General features: G+C 64.7%; 16 protein-coding genes. 7 read left to right on the top strand and 9 right to left on the bottom strand.

The features are described 5' to 3' along the window. Positions 1–58 precede the first annotated feature (58 nt). The gene (locus OO12_RS21760) at positions 59–1,078 is read left to right on the top strand and encodes a hypothetical protein (protein WP_034160854.1); all 1,020 of its coding nucleotides are present in this window, start codon (positions 59–61) and stop codon (positions 1,076–1,078) included. A gap of 333 nt (positions 1,079–1,411) precedes the next feature. Beyond that, complete coding sequence (locus tag OO12_RS21750) at positions 1,412–3,061, top strand: tetratricopeptide repeat-containing sulfotransferase family protein (protein WP_034160852.1); 1,650 nt, start codon at positions 1,412–1,414, stop codon at positions 3,059–3,061. Positions 3,062–3,553: 492 nt separating this feature from the next. Here OO12_RS21750 and OO12_RS21745 read toward each other — a convergent pair whose 3' ends face one another. Next, on the bottom strand, positions 3,554–6,769 hold the full coding sequence (locus OO12_RS21745; RefSeq protein ID WP_034160851.1) for a TonB-dependent receptor domain-containing protein: 3,216 nt from the start codon (positions 6,767–6,769) through the stop codon (positions 3,554–3,556). A 228-nt stretch (positions 6,770–6,997) separates the two neighbouring features. Between OO12_RS21745 and OO12_RS21740 the strand changes: the two genes are divergently transcribed. Further along, positions 6,998–7,555, top strand: coding sequence for a hypothetical protein (locus OO12_RS21740; RefSeq protein ID WP_152616588.1), 558 nt, complete (start codon positions 6,998–7,000; stop codon positions 7,553–7,555). Positions 7,556–7,574: 19 nt separating this feature from the next. Here the strand turns inward: OO12_RS21740 and OO12_RS21735 are convergent, their stop codons facing one another. The 3 genes from OO12_RS21735 to xseA form a co-directional block, all read right to left on the bottom strand. Next, a complete protein-coding gene (locus tag OO12_RS21735; RefSeq protein WP_235364958.1) occupies positions 7,575–8,372 on the bottom strand; it encodes a M23 family metallopeptidase in 798 nt (265 codons plus the stop codon). 113 nt (positions 8,373–8,485) lie between these two features. Continuing rightward, entirely contained in the window at positions 8,486–8,689 is a 204-nt protein-coding gene (locus tag OO12_RS21730) for a DUF2093 domain-containing protein (RefSeq protein ID WP_034160849.1), read from the bottom strand. Positions 8,690–8,703: 14 nt separating this feature from the next. Next, positions 8,704–10,116 (bottom strand): exodeoxyribonuclease VII large subunit, encoded by a 1,413-nt coding sequence (gene xseA, locus OO12_RS21725; protein ID WP_034160848.1) that lies wholly within the window; start codon positions 10,114–10,116, stop codon positions 8,704–8,706. Here xseA and purD point away from each other — a divergent pair. Together purD and OO12_RS21715 are read left to right on the top strand one after the other, a co-directional pair. Then, positions 10,115–11,383: a phosphoribosylamine--glycine ligase gene (gene purD / locus OO12_RS21720; RefSeq protein WP_034160847.1), complete on the top strand. Its 1,269-nt coding sequence runs from the start codon at positions 10,115–10,117 to the stop codon at positions 11,381–11,383. The two genes, xseA and purD, sit on opposite strands and share 2 nt — an antisense overlap. A 72-nt stretch (positions 11,384–11,455) precedes the next feature. Further along, complete coding sequence (locus tag OO12_RS21715) at positions 11,456–12,133, top strand: hypothetical protein (RefSeq protein WP_034160846.1); 678 nt, start codon at positions 11,456–11,458, stop codon at positions 12,131–12,133. Between the two features lie 139 nt (positions 12,134–12,272). Here OO12_RS21715 and OO12_RS21710 read toward each other — a convergent pair whose 3' ends face one another. Beyond that, positions 12,273–12,776 (bottom strand): STM3941 family protein, encoded by a 504-nt coding sequence (locus OO12_RS21710; protein ID WP_327196045.1) that lies wholly within the window; start codon positions 12,774–12,776, stop codon positions 12,273–12,275. A gap of 1 nt (position 12,777) precedes the next feature. After that, positions 12,778–14,094 carry a hemolysin family protein gene (locus OO12_RS21705; RefSeq protein WP_034160844.1) on the bottom strand — a complete coding sequence of 439 codons (1,317 nt, stop codon included), beginning with the start codon at positions 14,092–14,094 and terminating at the stop codon, positions 12,778–12,780. Between the two features lie 161 nt (positions 14,095–14,255). On the opposite strand from OO12_RS21705, the gene OO12_RS21700 reads away from it, so the two are divergent. Beyond that, positions 14,256–14,927 (top strand): OmpA family protein, encoded by a 672-nt coding sequence (locus tag OO12_RS21700; protein WP_034160913.1) that lies wholly within the window; start codon positions 14,256–14,258, stop codon positions 14,925–14,927. Between the two features lie 127 nt (positions 14,928–15,054). Here OO12_RS21700 and OO12_RS21695 read toward each other — a convergent pair whose 3' ends face one another. After that, positions 15,055–15,504 carry a nucleoside deaminase gene (locus OO12_RS21695; protein ID WP_034160843.1) on the bottom strand — a complete coding sequence of 150 codons (450 nt, stop codon included), beginning with the start codon at positions 15,502–15,504 and terminating at the stop codon, positions 15,055–15,057. Positions 15,505–15,560: 56 nt separating this feature from the next. Further along, on the bottom strand, positions 15,561–15,842 hold the full coding sequence (locus OO12_RS21690) for a hypothetical protein (protein ID WP_034160842.1): 282 nt from the start codon (positions 15,840–15,842) through the stop codon (positions 15,561–15,563). Positions 15,843–16,014: 172 nt separating this feature from the next. Here OO12_RS21690 and rpmB point away from each other — a divergent pair, with 172 nt between their 5' ends. Then, the gene (rpmB, locus tag OO12_RS21685) at positions 16,015–16,311 is read left to right on the top strand and encodes a 50S ribosomal protein L28 (RefSeq protein WP_034160912.1); all 297 of its coding nucleotides are present in this window, start codon (positions 16,015–16,017) and stop codon (positions 16,309–16,311) included. Between the two features lie 20 nt (positions 16,312–16,331). On the opposite strand, the gene OO12_RS21680 is transcribed toward rpmB, so the two are convergent. Then, entirely contained in the window at positions 16,332–17,312 is a 981-nt protein-coding gene (locus tag OO12_RS21680; protein ID WP_034160841.1) for an esterase-like activity of phytase family protein, read from the bottom strand. Positions 17,313–17,352 lie beyond the last annotated feature (40 nt).

The following is a 17,352-nucleotide window of genomic DNA, read 5'->3' as shown; positions in this document are numbered from 1 at the left end:
GGTGACAGCTAGACAACGCGGTCCTGGTTGCCCACACTCGAACGCGATGCGTCCCCCGATGTCGATCGCCGCCGCAACAGGCGATGCCAGCTGGCTCGCCCATCGCTACGATCCCGGGCATGATGCGGTTCACTTGCTGCCCGTGCCGCGCGCCGCGCATCGCAAGGCGACCTTCCTGACCGATGAATATTTGCCGGACGGTCTCGAGCCATTGGTGGTGAGACGCAGCGACGCCATGCGCGCCAGGCCGGTCCGGGCGCCGTTACATTTCCTGTTTCATTCGGCTTATTGCTGTTCGACCTTGCTGGCGCGCGCCGTCGACCGACCCGGCTGGGCAATGGGCCTGAAGGAGCCGGTCGTCCTCAACGACATTATCGGCTGGCGCCGTCGCGGCGGCAAAGGGCCGGACATGGCGAGCGTGCTCGACGATATGCTGTCGCTTCTGTCGCGGCCGTTCGCACCGGGCGAGGCGGTGATCGTCAAACCGTCGACCGCCGTGAACGGCCTGGCATCGGCAATGCTGACGCTGCGTCCCGAGGCGCGCGCGGTGCTGATGTACGCCCCGCTTCCCACCTATCTCGCGTCGATCGCGAAGAAGGGGCTGGACGGGCGCCTCTGGGTGCGGACGCTGCTGACCGGGATGATCGACGATGGACTGATCGATCTTGGCTTCACCGCGCGCGACCATCTTGGCCAGACCGACCTGCAGGTCGCGGCGGTTGGCTGGCTCGCGCACCAGAAGCTGTTCACGCATCTGGTCGAGCGGTTTGGGGCGGATCGCGTGCGGACGCTCGACAGCACGACGCTGATGGCCGATCCGCGCGCCGCGCTTTCCGCAATGGCCGCGCTGTTCGACCGGCCAGTCGATGCCGCGGTGATCGAAGCAATCGCCACAGGCCCTGCGTTCAGCACGCATTCGAAGTTCGGTACCGCTTTCGACGCCGAAAACCGCGCCAGCGAACATCGCGACGCGGCCGAAATCCATGCCGATGAGATCGACAAGGTGACATTATGGGCGGAAGCGGTCGCCGCCGGCGCCGGTTTCAGCCCGACGCCGCCGGCACCGCTGGTCGGCTAATCGATCAGCACGCCCCGCCGTTCGCACGCGCGCGGCACGAATCGATACCCGGCTCGGAACGGATATTTGCGCGGTCACGCTCCCAATCGCGCTTGGTTTTGCAGACACGCTGAGCGCGAACGAGCGAGCCCGTCTCAACGAAGCGCTTGCAGATCATCTTGTCCGACGGATCCGAGGCCCGCTCTCCTTCTCGCGCTTTCGGCGTGCTTTGATCGCCAGGGTTCCCGGCAGTGACAAGGAGCAATGCAATCAATCCCAACACGACAAATGCCTCCATTGAAAAAACGATGTTATATGCTGTGCCGGGGCAATGGTAAGGATCGTCTGACACTAATGTCAATTAAGGTCGTGAAGCGGCGCCGCGAGGCGCGAGGCGCCGATATGTATCGGCCGCGCATCGAGCAGGCGCTTACCGCAGGGAAGGTGGCGGAAGCCGCGAAGATCGCGGCGTCCGCGCTCGCCGCCGGGCATGTGGATACGCTGGTGCTGAATCTCGCCGCCTGGCGCAAGGAAGAGGCCGGCGACTATGGCGGCGCGCACGCGCTGTTGAAGCGCGCGCTCGCGCTCGCGCCGGGCGATGTCCTGATTCTGGGCTCGATCGCCGCCGTTCTGCGCAAACAGGGCTATCCGGAAGAGGCATTGACCATACTCGATCGCGTCGTGGCAGCCGAGCCGCGCCACGCGGCCGCATGGCTTGAACGGGGTTATGTTCTCGACGCCCTGCGCGCGGACGCAGCCGCGATCGAAAGCTATGAGCGCGCGCTGGCGATCGAACCGACTCTTGCCCCTGCGCTTGGGAAGCTGGCCGACGCCGCCGCCCGCCGCGGCGATACCGCCGCGAGCGAGACTTACGCGCACCGCGCGCTCGCGCTGAATCCCGCGGAACCATCAGTCATATTCGCCCTGGCGCTATTGGCGATCGAGGCAAGAGACGGCGCCAGTGCCGTGGCGCGGCTCGAGCCGCTGCTGGCGACCAAGTTGGCGCCCGACGACCGGACACGCGCACTGACCTTGCTCGGCGACGCACTCGATCGACAGGATCGCACTGCCGAAGCTTTCGCTGCCTATCAGCGCGCGCAACACAGCTTCCGCGAAATCTATCGACCGCAACTCGAACCCAGCCGCAGCCGACCATCGCACCGATCGTTTATCGAGAAGATCATGGCGCAGGTCGAGAGCGCCGGCGCCATACCCCCTCCGGCGCCTCAGTCGCCGGTCGCCGGCGCCGCCGACATGCATGTCTTCCTGCTCGGCTATCCACGGTCCGGCACGACGCTGATCGAGAACGTCCTTGCCAGCGCGCCCGGCGTTGTCGCGCTCGAGGAGCGCGACACGCTGGCCGATATCGACGCGGCGCTGCTCGCCAATGACGGGACGATGCCGCCGCTCGATTCACTCGATCCGGCCCTGGTCGAGCGACTACGCGCGACCTATTGGGAAAGAGTCCACCAGCTTGGCGGCCCGGTCGAGGGCAAGGTGCTGGTCGATATGAACCCGTTCAACGGGCTCAAGCTACCGATCATCGCGCGCCTGTTTCCAGATGCGCGAATCGTGATCATGCGACGCGATCCGCGTGACGTGATGCTGAGCTGCTTCCGGATCAGCTTTACACCCGGCACAGCGGCCTGGGCACTCAGCGACCTGACCGAAGCGGCGCGCCATTATGACGCGCTGATGCGATTGATCGACCGCTGTCGCGAGACTTTGCCGCTGGCATATCATGAAGTACGCTATGATCGGCTCGTCACCGAGTTCGAACCAACCGTGCATGCCCTGGCCGATTTCATCGGCCTTGAATGGACCGACGAATTCACCCGGTTCGATCGCACCGCCAAGTCGCGTGGTGTACGAACCGCGAGCGAGACCCAGGTTCGCAAGGGGCTCTACAATGGGGGTGGCCAATGGCGGCGCTATGCCGACGCGCTCGCCCCGGTATTGCCTATCCTCGATCCGTGGATCGCACGGTTCGGTTCCGACGCCTAGGGGCCGGAGCGCGAGTCGCGGCAAAGGCCCGGCATGTTTTCCCGCTGTTCCAAGCTGTTATTCCGGCAGATTTTTTTCCATGCTGTTAAGTTGGATTTCAGGTCCGAATTTCCACATCATTTCCAAAGCCTTGCGCTGTTCCATGCTGTTATTGAATAACAGCATGGAACAGCGCGCATAACAGCACGGAACAGCATGCTGTTCTCGCCGGATCAGCCGGCGGGAATCGCGCATATTCTTCCAGTCATATCAAAGAGCGGGGCGGAGAGCCGGATGGCTTCCCGTCTGCCGCCACGCTTGCATGATTCACAATCAGGTTGAATCGGCGCGCCGATCATGCCGACGATCGCTCAATGACGAGCCGTCCCAGGCCGCACCCAATGCTTGTCCGCCTCCGGCGTGCGTATTCGATCAACGCGCCCAATCGCTGATTACAAGAAAAAGGGGGCGAGCCTTGCGGCTCGCCCCCCGATTTTTCGCGAAATGCCTGCCTCAGAACTTGACGCGGGCACCAACTGCAAAGCGGCGACCCAGCGTGTCGTAGGTCGACGGATAGGTATTGCCGCTGTTGAACGAGGTCGATCCGATGGTGCCACCGACGATTGGCGGAGCCTTGTCGAACAGGTTCATGACCGTGAAGGTGAGGTCGAGATGATCGCCAACACCGAACCGCGCCGCCAGATCGAAGTAGTTATAGGCGGGGATCTTGCCGAAATCGACCTTCTGCCCTTCCAGGACACCAGAGGTACCAGCAGGCCGGTCTGCGCCGATGATACCCTTGAAGGTCGTGGTGCCCGGCTCTGCCTTCATGGCGCTGAGATGACGCCACAGAACCGAAAAGTCGATATCGCCGAAGGTCAGCGTGGTGCGATGGCTCCAGGTGAATTCCGGCTGCAGCGACCCTGCCGATGACGACGGGCCTGCCGAACCCGGCGAGCCGCAGTTTTGGCTATAGAAGCCGACGCACTCGCGCCGCAGCGTAACCGGCAGCGGGCCGCCCGCCCCCCGGTAGCCCGGGGGAATGATCGATCCAGGCACCAGCGCCTGGAAGATCGACCGGCGCGTCCAGTTGCCGGTGAAGCTCATATTGAGCTTCGCGAAACCCAAATTCTTGCGATAGTTGATGCCGAGATCGATACCGTCGGTCAGGACATGCCCCGAGTTGGACGACGGGAAGATGAGACCGGGGGTAGTCGATGGATCACCGTCGAGGCCGCCGGTGACCGGGTTGCGCGTGAACAGACCACAGATCGGGTTGGCCACGTTTGCCGCGAAACCGGTGTTGTTACCGAAGCAACCCGTGATGAGGTCGCCCGGCGTCGGCTGCGAGATCGCATTCTTGATGCTGATATTGTAATAGTCAGCCGTGATCGAAAGCCCCGGAATAAAGCGCGGCTGCAGCACCACACCTGCAGTGAAGCTGTTTGAGGTCTCCGGCCGCAAATAGGTACCGCCAGCCGTCGTCGCGTTGGCTTGCCCCGAAGTCGGATTGGCAATCGCGCCGATCGACGACAATGGCGCACCCTGCGCGAGGCAGACCGCAACAAGTTTGGGGTTATAGGCCGCGTTCCCCGCCTGGGTTGCCGCGTTGGAGCCACGGCACGGATCTACCCCCAAGTTGGTCAGGCCGGTGTTAGTCGGCGAGAACAGCTCGGCGATATTCGGCGCACGAACAGCGCGCTGATAATTGCTGCGGAACTTGAAGCCTTCGACCGGCTCCCAGGTACCGCCCCCCTTATAGGTGGTCGTGCTGTAGCTCGGGTTGTTCGGCGCGTTGACCGAATAGCTGGAGTAACGGACGCCCGCTTCCAGCGAGAGGCTGTGGAAGAACGGCTTGTCGGACATGATTGGCGCGATAAGTTCGCCATACACTTCCTTGACATTATAACCGCCCTCGAAGTTCGGCACGGCACCGCCGGCACCGCCGAGTTCGCCGGCAGTCTGGGACAGCGAGTCGGCCGTCTGGCGCGCGGTATATTTGCGATATTCGGCGCCGAGCGCGAAGCCGACCGGGTCACTGGCGCCCGGAATCGAGAAGCCCAGGTCGCCGCTGAGCAGGGCACGAGCCTGTGCCAGCGAGGTCTCCTGCGAGGTACCCGCCGAAGCCGTCAGATACGGTACCTGGTTCGGTGAAATCGAGCCGTCCGCGCCGAAAATATTGACTGGAACGCAACCCGATCCGGCGGTGACCCCTGCGCCCGCCGTAGCGAGCGGCGGTAGCGCCGGGTTGGGATTATTGACCGTCGGCGATGAGCCCAGGTTACAGCTGGTCGTGCTGGTGGTGTAGACCGCCGTCCGCAGCCGCGAGATCAGCACATAGTTCGACTGGGTCTGACGGTTCTCGGACTCACCATAGGCACCCGACACATCGAGCGAGATCGAATCGGTAACCCCGATCTTCACACCGGCACGATAGTCGAAGTGCTGTGTCACGAATTCGGAAAGCCGCGGCCCCACTTCAGTCGTACGCCGGCCCACGGTGGTGGTGAATGTCCGGAAATTGGGGTCGTTCGGGTTAGTGGCAACAGCTGCTGCCGCGCATTGTGCATCGTTAAGTGGCTGAATGCCGGGGGTGTTCGGGTCGAAATCGTTCCGCTGGCAGAACAGGTTCCGCGCGGCAACCGGCAGATACGGGTTGCTGACCGGAATGGTGAGCAGCTGACCGAAAATCCCCGAGGGGGCGATGATGGTCTTGACCCGGTTCTTGGAGAACATGCCGCGGGCATAGACTTCGATATTGTCAGATACTTCGTAACGCGCGGAGCTGAAGATGTTGAAGCGCTCGAACGGCGTCTGGAAAACGTTGTACGGGTTGAAGTTGAACCCATCGGTCCCGGCATAGGGACGAAGAGAACCGCTGGCGGGCTGGATTGAGAAAAACTGCGCCTTGTCGAACGGGACGGTATCGGGGTTTGCACCCTTTTCAACGAAGAAACGCGCGGGCACCGTAGTGCCCGAACCGCCCTTATGGCCCGTCGTCGAGGTGTAGTTATTCTGCGAGATCTTGCGCGCGCCCTGATAGACCGGATCGGACTTCTGATAGCCGACCGAGAGCACCGCGTTACCGCGACCATCGTCGAAATTGGCGCCAACGGTCAGATCGCCGCGGAAGTAATGCCCGTCACCACGTTCGGTGATCTGGTTGGAGACCGATGCCTCCATGCCCGAGAAATCTTTCCGCGTGATGAAGTTGATGACGCCCGACACCGCGTCTGCGCCATAAGTGGTGGCAGCGCCGCCGGTCAGCGTATCGACGCGCTCGATCAGCGCGAGCGGAATGTTGTTGAGATCGACGCGGCCTTCCTTGCTCGACGGCGTGATGCGATTGCCGTCCAGCAGCACCACGTTGCGGAAGTTGCCGAGACCACGAAGATCGGCGAAGGATGAACCACCATTGCCGTTGTTCACCGCCGAACCGATGCTGGGCACCACGCCCGGCAGGTCGCGCAGGATTTCTTCCGCGGTGTTGGTCTGACGCAGAGCCATTTCCTGCTGGCCGATCACGGTGACCGGGCTGGAGGCAGTCAGGTTCGGATTGGTGATCAGCGAACCGGTAACGACAATGTCGCCGCCAGCGCTGGAGTCAGTGGCCGGCGGTGTTTCCTGAGGCGCGATGGTCGCGTCCTGCGCAAATGCCGGGCTTGAAGCAAGCGCGGCGCCGACCAGCAAGGTCGAGGCTAGCAAGCGCGAGCGATATCGATTGAGCATCTAGATTCCCCTTAAATTTGCCCCGCAAGGCTGACTTGTGCCCCAAGTCATTTTTTCAAGTGGCCGGACAAGTCTGGCTACATGGCGCAAGGGCTAATGGGAAATTCATGGCTCGGCAACGGCGCCCGGAGAGCAAAGCAATAATTCTGCAAAGTGTAGTATGTGAGCCACAGTTGGCCGGCGCGCCGGGCGGGTTAGCTTGATGCAACCTTACATCGGCCCTAGCATGTGATTTCGAGCGAGGGGGGTGCCATGAACGCTGTGCGATGGGTCTTTGCAGGATTGCTCGTCATGGGCACAGCGAACGCCGCTTCGGCCGAGGAGCCCCGGGAATCCACAGCGGATCGTGTCGCGCGCTCTTTTGCCGAGTGCAGGGCGATCGCGGCGGCCGATCTGCGGCTGTCCTGTTTCGACAAGGCCGCAACCGCCCTGGAGGCATCGATCAAGTCGAAGGAGGTGCGGATCGTGGATCGCGCCGACGTCCGCAAGACCCGACGCTCATTATTCGGCCTGGCGCTCCCCTCCATCCGGCTGTTCGGCGGCGGGGATGACGACAAGGAAGAAGCCTTCACCGAAATCAAGAGCACGGTGGCTTCAACGCGTAGCCTGGCCAATAGCCGCGTGGAGATCCGGCTGGCCGAAGAGGGTAGCGCGGTCTGGCAGACCACCGATCCGATGGACTTCCCGCCGAAAGCGGGCACCGCGATCCGCATCCGGCAAGGCGTGATGGGGAATTATTTCATCGCCGTCGAAGGACGCACCTATCGTGGAATGCGGGTGCGCTGAACCAGCGCGCCGAACCGGTTCAGGGAGCCGTTATCGGCATCGGCCCGGCGATCAGCAAGGGGTCGATCCGCGCATCGCGCCATTTCATGCCCCAGTGAAGATGCGGGCCGGTGGCGCGGCCGCTCATCCCGACCGCGCCGACCACCTGGCCACGTCGCACGCGCTCCCCGACGCGAACGTCGATTCGCGACAAATGCAGGAACGCCGAGTTCAACTCCATGCCGTGATCGATCATCAGCAAATTACCCTCCAGCGTGAAGGGATGATCGGCGGCGAGGATGACCACGCCGTCGGCCGGCGCCAGCACCGGCGTTCCGATCGGCCGGGCGACATCGACGCCCGAATGATAGACGCCGGGCTGCCCCTGATAGACGCGCTGCGACCCGAACATGCCGGAGATGCGTCCGGTGGCCGGCCATAGGAATGTTTCGCGCCACCCCGTCGAATCGGATCGCATCCGGCGCGCCGCGGCGATCTGGGCAAGTTCGGCCGGCCGCAGCCGCGCCATTTCCGGCTCGGGCCTGGGGAATCTGGGCAAGGTGCTGAGCCGCTCGATCTGCCATGCACGCGGCGCGATGACGAGCGCATCGCTGACCTGACGGCCATCGTCCAGTGTCGCGACCAATGTCGCCGAGGGTCCGGCGTCGCGATCGAAAGCGATCAGGAAATGGCCATCGGGGGTCACCGGCACCGGGGCGCCGTTGAAGGTCAGCAGACGGGTGCCGGCGGGTGCGACACCGACCACCACGCCGCCCTGCATGCGCGGGCCGCTATAGCTGAAGGTCGCAGGGCCGGGGACACGGCGCGGTTGGGGCATTGGCGCGTCGGTCCGCGGCGAGGGCGGCAGCGGCTGAACACGCTCCGGCGGTGAGGCACTGTTTCCGAGTAATATCAGCGCGGGAAGCCCCACGGCCCAGCGCCGCATGCGCTTCATCTGGGCGGGCTCATCGCTTCGGTGGCGACCTCGGCGGTGGCATAGGCTTCCTGCGCCGCGACGCTCCAGTACCGCAGATCCTCAAGCGGGATGCGCGCGCCCGACACCGCGCAGACCACATGATCGCCAGTGGTCAGCACGCGAAAACCATTGGCCATATAATGGAGGCGTGCGGGGCGATCGCTGTTCGACATCAACATGGGCGTGGGTCCGGTTATAACAGGGTCGGCTGGTCGGGTTTTGGCCGATCACCCGGTTTATCATTGCCCTTGTCATATGCCTTGGCGCCGCTGCGCTCAAGGCGTGCATCGACCTCCCCATCCCGGAAATGGAGCGTAACGGCCCCTGCCGCCCTGGCCGCCGCCGCCGTGGCGACCACCGCACCGCCGAGCTTCGCCGACACCCGGACATAGCCGCGGTCGAGCAGTCGATCGGGGTTGAGCGATTCAACCAGCCGCCATGTCCGGTCGAGCCGGTCGCGCGCGCCGGCAAGCTGGCGTTCGAGCACCGACACGCGCAACGCGCCACCGGACCGATCGAGTGCGCCGCGCGCCAGAGTCACGCGCCGTTCCAGGCCGCGATCGAGCCGCGCGCTCATGTCATCGGCCTTTTGTCGTTGCGGCCCAAGCAGTGCATCACGCTTCGGCAGCACACGGACCAGCGCGTCGAGCCGTTCGCGCCCGCGCTCATGATAGCGCCGCGCGCATCGTTCCATCCGCTGGCCATGGCCATCGAGCATCAGCCGGAGGTCGGCAAGGACCGGCACCGCCATTTCCGCCGCCGCGGTCGGCGTGGGCGCGCGCAAATCGGCGGCGAAATCGGCCAGGGTCGTGTCGGTTTCATGCCCGACCGCGGAGATGATCGGGATCGAGCAGGCGGCGATCGCACGGACCACGACTTCCTCGTTGAATGCCCATAGATCCTCGATCGATCCGCCGCCCCGCGCCACGATCACCAGGTCGGGGCGCGGCACCGGACCGCCCGGCGCGATCGCATCGAAACCGCGCACCGCGGCCGCGACTTCGGCCGCCGCGCCGTCACCTTGCACCTTGACCGGCCAGACAATGACATGCGTCGGGCAGCGATCCTCCAGCCGGTGGAGGATATCGCGGATCACCGCTCCGGTCGGCGAGGTGACCACCCCGATCACGCGCGGCAGGAACGGCAGCGGCTTCTTCGCCGCGCCGTCGAACAGACCCTCCCCCGCCAGCTTCGCCTTCAGCTTCTCGAGCAGCGCCATCAGCGCACCCTCGCCGGCCAGCTCCATGCGTTCGATGATGATCTGGTATTTCGAGCGGCCCGGATAGGTGGTGATCTTGCCGGTGGCGATCACCTCGACCCCGTCCTGCGGCTGGAAGGCGAGGCCGGATACCTGCCCCTTCCAGATCACGCCGTCGATCACCGCGCTGTCATCCTTGAGGCTGAGATAGGCATGCCCCGACGCGACACGCTTGTAGCCGGAGATTTCGCCGCGTAGCCGGACATGACCGAACTCGCCCTCCACCACGCGTTTCAGCTTCATCGCCAGTTCGCCGACGCTGACCGGGGCGGCGTTGTCGCCTGCCAACTCCTCGGCTACGAGCCGGCCCATGTCTGCTTGGTGCATATCGGAAAAAGGGTCGGCCATGAATGTCCTGTTGATCGGATCGGGTGGCCGCGAACATGCGCTGGCATGGCGGCTGGCGCAATCGCCGACGCTCACGAAACTCTATGCCGCACCGGGAAATCCCGGCATCGCCGAGCATGCCGAGCTGGTCGACCTCGACCCCGCCGACCATCGTGCGGTGATCGATTTCTGCCTTCGTCATTCGATCGGCTTCGTCGTGATCGGCCCGGAGGCGCCGTTGGTCGATGGACTGGCCGACAATATCCGCACCATGGGCCTGCCGGTATTCGGCCCCGACAAAGCAGCGGCGCAGCTCGAGGGATCGAAGGGCTTCACCAAGGATCTGTGCGCCCGCGCCAACATCCCGACCGCCGCCTATGCCAAGGTCATGTCGCGCGGGGGCGGAATGGCGGCGCTCGACGATTTCACCATTCCCGTGGTGGTGAAGGCCGATGGCCTGGCCGCCGGCAAGGGCGTGACGGTGGCGATGACTCGCGAGGAAGCCGAAGGTGCGATCGCCGATCTATTCTCCGTGTCCGGCGCCGAAGCGGTGATCGAGGAATTTCTCGACGGCGAGGAAGTCAGCTTGTTCGTCCTGACCGACGGCGCGACGATGGCGCCGTTCGGATCGGCACAGGACCATAAGCGCGTCGGGGATGGCGATGTCGGCCCCAATACCGGCGGCATGGGGGCATATAGCCCCGCGCCGGTGCTGACTCCTGCGTTGGAGCAACGCGCGCTGGACGAGATCGTCGCACCGACCATCGCAGCGATGGCGGCGATGGGCGCGCCCTTTTCGGGGGTGTTGTATGCCGGCCTGATGCTCACGGCGGATGGCCCCAAGCTGATCGAATATAATGTCCGTTTCGGCGACCCCGAATGCCAGGTGCTGATGATGCGCTTTACGGGCGATTTGCTGGAACTGATGCTGGCCACCGCGCAAGGACGGCTCGCCGACCACCCGGCACCGGCATTTTCCGACGATACCGCACTGACCGTGGTGATGGCCGCAAAGGGTTATCCGGGTACGCCCGAGAGCGGCGGCGCGATCAGCGGGATCGACGCGGCGGAAGCGACCGGCGCCCGGGTCTTTCAGGCCGGCACGCGCCTTGATGGTCGGACACTCGTTGCATCGGGCGGGCGGGTGCTGGCGGTCACCGCGACCGGCCCCGACGCGGCATCCGCACAAGCCGCCGCCTATCGTGGGGTGATGGCGGTCGATTTTCCCACCGGTTTCAACCGGAGCGATATCGGCTGGCGCGAAATCGCGCGCGCCGGTTTGGAATGATCCTGCCACCAGGTGGTGCTTTGTCGGCGATGCTGGGTTAGCATCGGCCAGGAGATCAACGGAGCACCACCCATGGACGACAAGCAGGCCCAGACCACAGCCGGGGCCGCCGACATGATGTCGACAATCACCACCGCGCATCTGATCCTCATTGCCGTATTCGCGGTGGTCGTGATCATCGGCATCTGGTGGGGCATGAAGCTCAAGCGCGCACGGGTCGCGGCACAGGCCGTCAATGAGGAGCATCGCGAGGCGGTCGACAGGGTGACAGCAGAGGCGCCGCCCACCCCAGTGGCGGTCGCGTCGCCGTCAATCGCCGCGGTCCCGGTCGCTGCTGCCCCAGCCGCTCCGGACCCAGTCACGCCGGATCCGGTCGCTCCGGATTCTCTCATTCCGGATCCATCGCCACTCGCGGACGAACCAATCGTTGCGGCGGCCGCATTCGATGCCAGCCCCGCGGCGCTGGCGGCCGACATGGTCGCGAACTCCCCGGTCGAGCCGGCACTTGCCGGCAACATCACCCAGCTCAAAGGGCTGGGCCCGAAGCTGGCCGCGCAACTGGCCGGGCTGGGGGTGACGAGCGTGGATCAGATCGCGGCGATGAGCCCGGCGGAGATCGCCGAGCTCGACGCAAAGCTTGGCGCCTTCAAGGGCCGAATCGCCCGCGACCGCTGGGTCGAGCAAGCCCGGCTGCTGACCGCCGGTGACCGCACGGCCTATGAAGCCGAGTTCGGCAAGCTCGGTGGCTAGAGGGTTGATTCGGCAGCGCCGGAGCGCGGCGCCAGCCTGTTAGAGGCAAAAGCCTCTGGCCGGCGCCCCGCCGACCCTCACCATGCTTCATCCCGCAGCCCTATTGAGTATCGCCGTCGCGCGGATCAGCTCAATTCGACTATGCCTCGAAGTGCGACTCTGGCGCGTAGCGCTCGATCGCCGCGACCAGGTCCGCGAAACTTCGATCGGTTCCCGAAACGCTGAGCGCGATATCGCCGAACCCCATCGACTTGTTGACCCCAGCGACTCTGCCAAGCAGGTGCGTCGATCGATATTGCTCCGGGTCCTGCAGCCATAGCGCCAGAAACCGCTGGCGGCGCAGGCTCATCGCCTCGGCGCGGACGATCGCCGACCAGGGAATGCGTTCATCGGACCAGCGCCGCCACAAAATGCCCCGGGCATCAATCTCCATCACCGGACCGCTGCGGAACAGCTGGCGTGCGCCGACCAGCGCGCACGCCCCGAAAAACAGCGCACCCAGCCAGCCAGTGACCAGCGCCCGCGGATCATTCAGTCCCTTCGTCTGCACGACGAACACGCCGCCGGCGACGAAAACGAGCGCGCCGAACACCAGGAGAGCGGCGCGCCAGCGCGACACATGCGCGACGAACCCATCATCCATCTCAGCCACCGCGTTTCTTCGCCGCGCTGACCAGCAGCTTGTCGATGCGCCGCCCATCGAGATCGACCACCTCGAACTTCCAGCCCTGTTCGACAAAGCTTTCGCCTTCGCCGGGCAAATGGCGGAACACCGCCAGCGCCAGGCCTGCGACGGTCGCATAATCGCGATCCTCGGGCAGATCGATGCCGAGCCGTTCGGCCAGCGCGTCGGCCGCCATCTGCCCCGCGACCAGCAACGACCCATCGTCGCGCTCGACCACTGACGGGCTGTCGTCGGGATCGGTATCCGACGCGAATTCGCCAGCGATCGCCGCGAGCAGGTCGGCCGGCGTGACGATGCCTTCGAAATGGCCATATTCGTCGTGCAGCAGCGCCATTGGTACTTCGGCCTCGCGCAGCGCGATCAGTGCGTCCATCGCGTCGAGCTGATCGAGCACCACCGGCGCCTGCCGCATCAACGCGCGCAGGTCGAGCGGCGCGCCGCTGAGCAAGGCGATCGCCACATCGCGCGCCTGGACCACGCCGATCACCGCATCGACCGATCCCTCGGCAACCGGCAATCGGCTGTGCGACGCCTCCATCAGCGCCGCGCGGATGCCGTCGGCATCGAGGCCGACATCGATCCAGTCGATATCGGTCCGCGGCGTCATCACCTCGCGCACCGGCCGGTCGGCAAGACGCACCACGCCCGAAATGATCGACCGCTCATGCTCCTCGATCACACCGGACTTGGACGCCTCGGCAACGATCAGATGCAGCTCCTCGGCCGTGACATGATCTTCGGTTTCACGCTTCAGGCCCATCAGGCGGAACAGCAGGGCGCTGGTCGAATCGAGCAGCCAGACGATCGGCGCGGTACCCCAGGCCAGCCAGCGCATCGGCGCCGCCATGAATGCCGCGATCGGCTCGGGCGCACGAAGAGCGATCTGCTTGGGTACCAGTTCGCCGATGATCAGCGATGCGTAGGTGGTGATGGTGATGACCAGCGCGAAGCCGATCGTCGCGGTCGTGTCGTCCGACAGGCCGAGCCAGTGCAGCCGGGCCGCGACCGGCGCGCCGAGGCTTGCGCCGGAATAGGCACCGGCAAGAATGCCGATCAGCGTGATGCCGATCTGCACCGTCGAGAGGAATTTTCCGGGATCGGCGGCGAGCTGAATTGCCGACCGCGCGCCGCGCTTGCCGGTGCGCGCCATCGCCTCGAGCCGCGCCTTGCGCGCCGAGACGATCGCCAGTTCCGACATCGCGAAAACGCCATTCAACGCGACCAGCGCGAGGATAATCGCGACGTCGATCCAGGGAAAGGGGGGAAGCGGTGCCATGACGCTCCTGTTCCTTTGGCGCGAATCTGTCGGTTTCACAACAGCGCGATCATCTTTCGTTCAAATCGGATGCGGAACAATCGCCCGACAGGAAGAGTTGTTGCGACCGTCCGGTCGCCCAAAACCAATGGGCGGGCTGATCTCAAGGGAGAATTTACGTGATCAAATCCAGGTTGTTGCTTGGCGCAGCCCTTGCCGCGCTCGTTACCACCAGCGCCTGCACCACTGACCCGGAGACCGGCGAACGGCGCCTGTCAAAGGCGGCGATCGGCGGCATCGGCGGCGCGCTGGGCGGTTATCTGCTCGGCGATCTGGTCGGCGGGCGCAACGACCGCACCGAGAAAATCCTCGGCGCGGGCATTGGCGGTCTCGCCGGTGCGGGCATTGGCGCCTATATGGACAAGCAGGAACGCGAGATGCGCGCCCGCACCGCCGGCACCGATGTCCGGGTGATCCGCCAGGGCGATGATCTGATCCTCAACATCCCGTCGGGAATCAATTTCGCCACCGACAGCGCGGCGGTGGCGCCGAGCTTCCGGCAAACGCTTGATCAGGTCGGTCAGGTCCTCGGCAACTATAACCGCACCTATGTCGATGTGTACGGCCATACCGATTCGACCGGCAGCGACGAGTATAACCAGAGCCTGTCGGAGCGGCGCGCGGTATCGGTCGCCGACTATCTCACCACGCGCGGCGTCCAGGCGGCGCGGATCGGGACCCGCGGTTTCGGCGAATCGCAGCCGATCGCATCCAACGACACCGAGGAAGGCCGCGCCGCCAACCGCCGGGTCGAGATCAAGATCGTCCCGATCCCGGAGAGCGACCTGCGCTAGGTAAATCACGGCCACACGCGCTGCCGTTCGCCCCAAGCTTGTCGAAACCCCGCTGCGTCCCGAACAGGCCTTCGCCTGCCGAGAGCGGCCCTTCGACAGGCTCAGGGCGAATTGGCATGCCCTGCGATTAGCGCCGCGCGGCGAAGAAATCCTTCAACAGACCCGCCGCTTCCTCTTCACCGATCCCGGCATAGATTTCGGGGCGGTGATGGCAGGTCGGCTGCGCGAAGAAGCGTGGGCCATGCGCGACCGCCCCGCCCTTCGGGTCTTCGGCGCCATAATAAAGCCGCGCGATTCGGGCATGGGCGATCGCCCCGGCACACATCGCGCAGGGCTCCAGCGTGACCCACAAGTCGCAATCCTCCAGCCGGTCGGAGCCGATCCGTTCGGCTGCGGCGCGAATCGCGCGAATCTCGGCATGAGCAGTGGGATCATGAAGCGTTCGCGGTGCATTGGCGGCGACCGCGATGATCCGTCCGGCGCGCACGATCACCGCGCCAACCGGCACTTCCCCATCGGCCGCCGCCATATGGGCGGCATCAAGCGCGGCGCGCATCGGGGCGGGCATCGGGAACATGTTTGCCCTATGCCCGCCGGAAGCCGACCGGGCCAGCCCGGCCGGCATACCAGGACTTATTTCGCCGGGGCGGCGGCGTTGCTGGCCGGCGTGTCCATCTTCACCGTGGGGACGGTGATCGTCTTCTGGGTGGTGCCGACCGTCGGCACGTCGATCGTCTTGTTTTCGGTACCGACCGAGATCGTCGCCATATCGGCCTTGACCTGCGGCGCGGCGCCGCCTTCGAGCTTGACACGCGGCAGAGAACCGGGCGTGCCTTCGAGCTTCAACAGGCCAAGCGACATCAGGCCGACGACGACAAGAGCGGCTAGGCCGATAAGGATCAACAGGGCGCGCATGGCATTCTCCTAGATCGAATCATTCGAATCGTTACCGTAACCAAACGTTGCACCCCAACCGTTGGTTGCACGTCAAAGCCTGAATCGGTTGACGCCTTGTCCCGTGTCGGGTATCCGCGCCGCCTTCATGGGATTACCGGGCCGTCATGGCCCTGACCTTCAGGATACGATCATGTCGCGGATTTGCGAGCTGACCGGCAAGGGCCGGCTGGTAGGGAACAATGTTTCCCACGCCAACAACAAGACCAAGCGCACCTTTCTGCCGAATCTGCAGAATGTGACTTTGATGTCGGAAGCACTGGGCACCAGCGTGAAGCTGCGCGTCTCGACTCACGGCCTGCGTTCGGTCGAGCATGTCGGTGGCCTGGACAACTGGCTGGTCAAGACGACCGACGACAAGCTGTCGCTGCGCGCACGCCGTCTGAAGCGTGACGTCCGCAAGAAGCTCTCCACGGCGGTTGCCGCCTGAGCTGCTGACGCCGGGTTGCCTCAGGCACCCGGCTCCAGTCTGAACTTGAGCAACAACGTGCGTTCCAGCACGAACTGGTTATCGTCCGAGACGATCCAGATTATCGTGTCACGCCCTTCGTGCGTGACTGCGAGCCCTTCGAAATTGTCGTGGATCAGCGGCGCGGCAAGCGTCGCAATCTCGCGCCCGCGCACCACCGCGCCACGCCGGATTCGCGCCGGATCGACGATCGTCAATTTTGCCGAAAAATCGAACGGCGTGGCGAATCGGCGATTGAGGACCAGCAAACGCCCATCGGGCAACAAGGTCGCGTCGCTCGGATCATAACCGCTGGGCGGCAGATAGCCGAACTGGAAGCCCCGATTCGGCTGTGCGACCGGATCGCCGGCGAATCGGACCGCCTTGCGCGCCTCGCGGTGCGGCCATTTGGTCGTTTCGGCGATGACGATCATCCCGCCATCGGGCATCCGCACCATCGTCTCGGGTCCGCCATTCTCGTTCCACCCCGCCATGACCGGCGGCTCGACATGGCCCCGCACTTTGGTCAGCGACGAATCATAGCGCCAGATCGCGTTGGCGCGCTCGAACCCGACCCAGACATCCCCGCTCGCCGGATCGACAGTCAGCGATTCGCTGTCCCGGTCGCTCTTCTGCCAGCCAGTGCCCGGGCCGTCGGGCAATTCCGCAAAGCGCGCATCGCGGAGACCGCCGCGGCGATCGAGCGCGAAGCTGACGATGTTGCCGCCATCGCTGAGCAAGGTGAACCGGTCGCCCTGCAGGCGCATCGATGAAAACCCGCCAAAGGTATGGTCCGGGCTGCTCAACTGCACCCCGCCGAGCCAGGTCAGCTGGCCGACCCGCCGCCGCGCCGGGTCGTTTGCGTCAAGCGGCACGTGCTTCACAGCGATTCGCGCCTCCCTGCCAAGCAGGTCGAGACGCTTCGGCCCCGACCAGCTCGGGACGAGTATAAGGATCAACAGGATCGACAGGAAAATGCGCACGCGCCCTCATAGCCGCGAACGGCGCGGCCACCAGCGGCTT

The organism is Sphingomonas sp. ERG5 (assembly GCF_000803065.1).
GTDB lineage: Bacteria > Pseudomonadota > Alphaproteobacteria > Sphingomonadales > Sphingomonadaceae > Sphingomonas.
Note: the sequence above shows the minus strand (reverse complement) of the source record. Positions and strands in the feature narration are given on the sequence as shown.

Bases quoted from the DNA above. Each gene is read 5' to 3' on its own strand.
- OO12_RS21730 (WP_034160849.1), bottom strand. From the start codon at position 8,689: ATGTTGATGTCGAACAGCGATCGCCCCGCACGCCTCCATTATATGGCC.
- OO12_RS21745 (WP_034160851.1), bottom strand. From the start codon at position 6,769: ATGCTCAATCGATATCGCTCGCGCTTGCTAGCCTCGACCTTGCTGGTC.
- rpmB (WP_034160912.1), top strand. From the start codon at position 16,015: ATGTCGCGGATTTGCGAGCTGACCGGCAAGGGCCGGCTGGTAGGGAAC.
- xseA (WP_034160848.1), bottom strand. From the start codon at position 10,116: ATGGCCGACCCTTTTTCCGATATGCACCAAGCAGACATGGGCCGGCTC.
- OO12_RS21750 (WP_034160852.1), top strand. From the start codon at position 1,412: ATGTCAATTAAGGTCGTGAAGCGGCGCCGCGAGGCGCGAGGCGCCGAT.
- purD (WP_034160847.1), top strand. From the start codon at position 10,115: ATGAATGTCCTGTTGATCGGATCGGGTGGCCGCGAACATGCGCTGGCA.
- OO12_RS21735 (WP_235364958.1), bottom strand. From the start codon at position 8,372: ATGCCCCAACCGCGCCGTGTCCCCGGCCCTGCGACCTTCAGCTATAGC.
- OO12_RS21760 (WP_034160854.1), top strand. From the start codon at position 59: ATGTCGATCGCCGCCGCAACAGGCGATGCCAGCTGGCTCGCCCATCGC.
- OO12_RS21715 (WP_034160846.1), top strand. From the start codon at position 11,456: ATGGACGACAAGCAGGCCCAGACCACAGCCGGGGCCGCCGACATGATG.
- OO12_RS21710 (WP_327196045.1), bottom strand. From the start codon at position 12,776: ATGGATGATGGGTTCGTCGCGCATGTGTCGCGCTGGCGCGCCGCTCTC.
- OO12_RS21690 (WP_034160842.1), bottom strand. From the start codon at position 15,842: ATGCGCGCCCTGTTGATCCTTATCGGCCTAGCCGCTCTTGTCGTCGTC.
- OO12_RS21695 (WP_034160843.1), bottom strand. From the start codon at position 15,504: ATGTTCCCGATGCCCGCCCCGATGCGCGCCGCGCTTGATGCCGCCCAT.
- OO12_RS21705 (WP_034160844.1), bottom strand. From the start codon at position 14,094: ATGGCACCGCTTCCCCCCTTTCCCTGGATCGACGTCGCGATTATCCTC.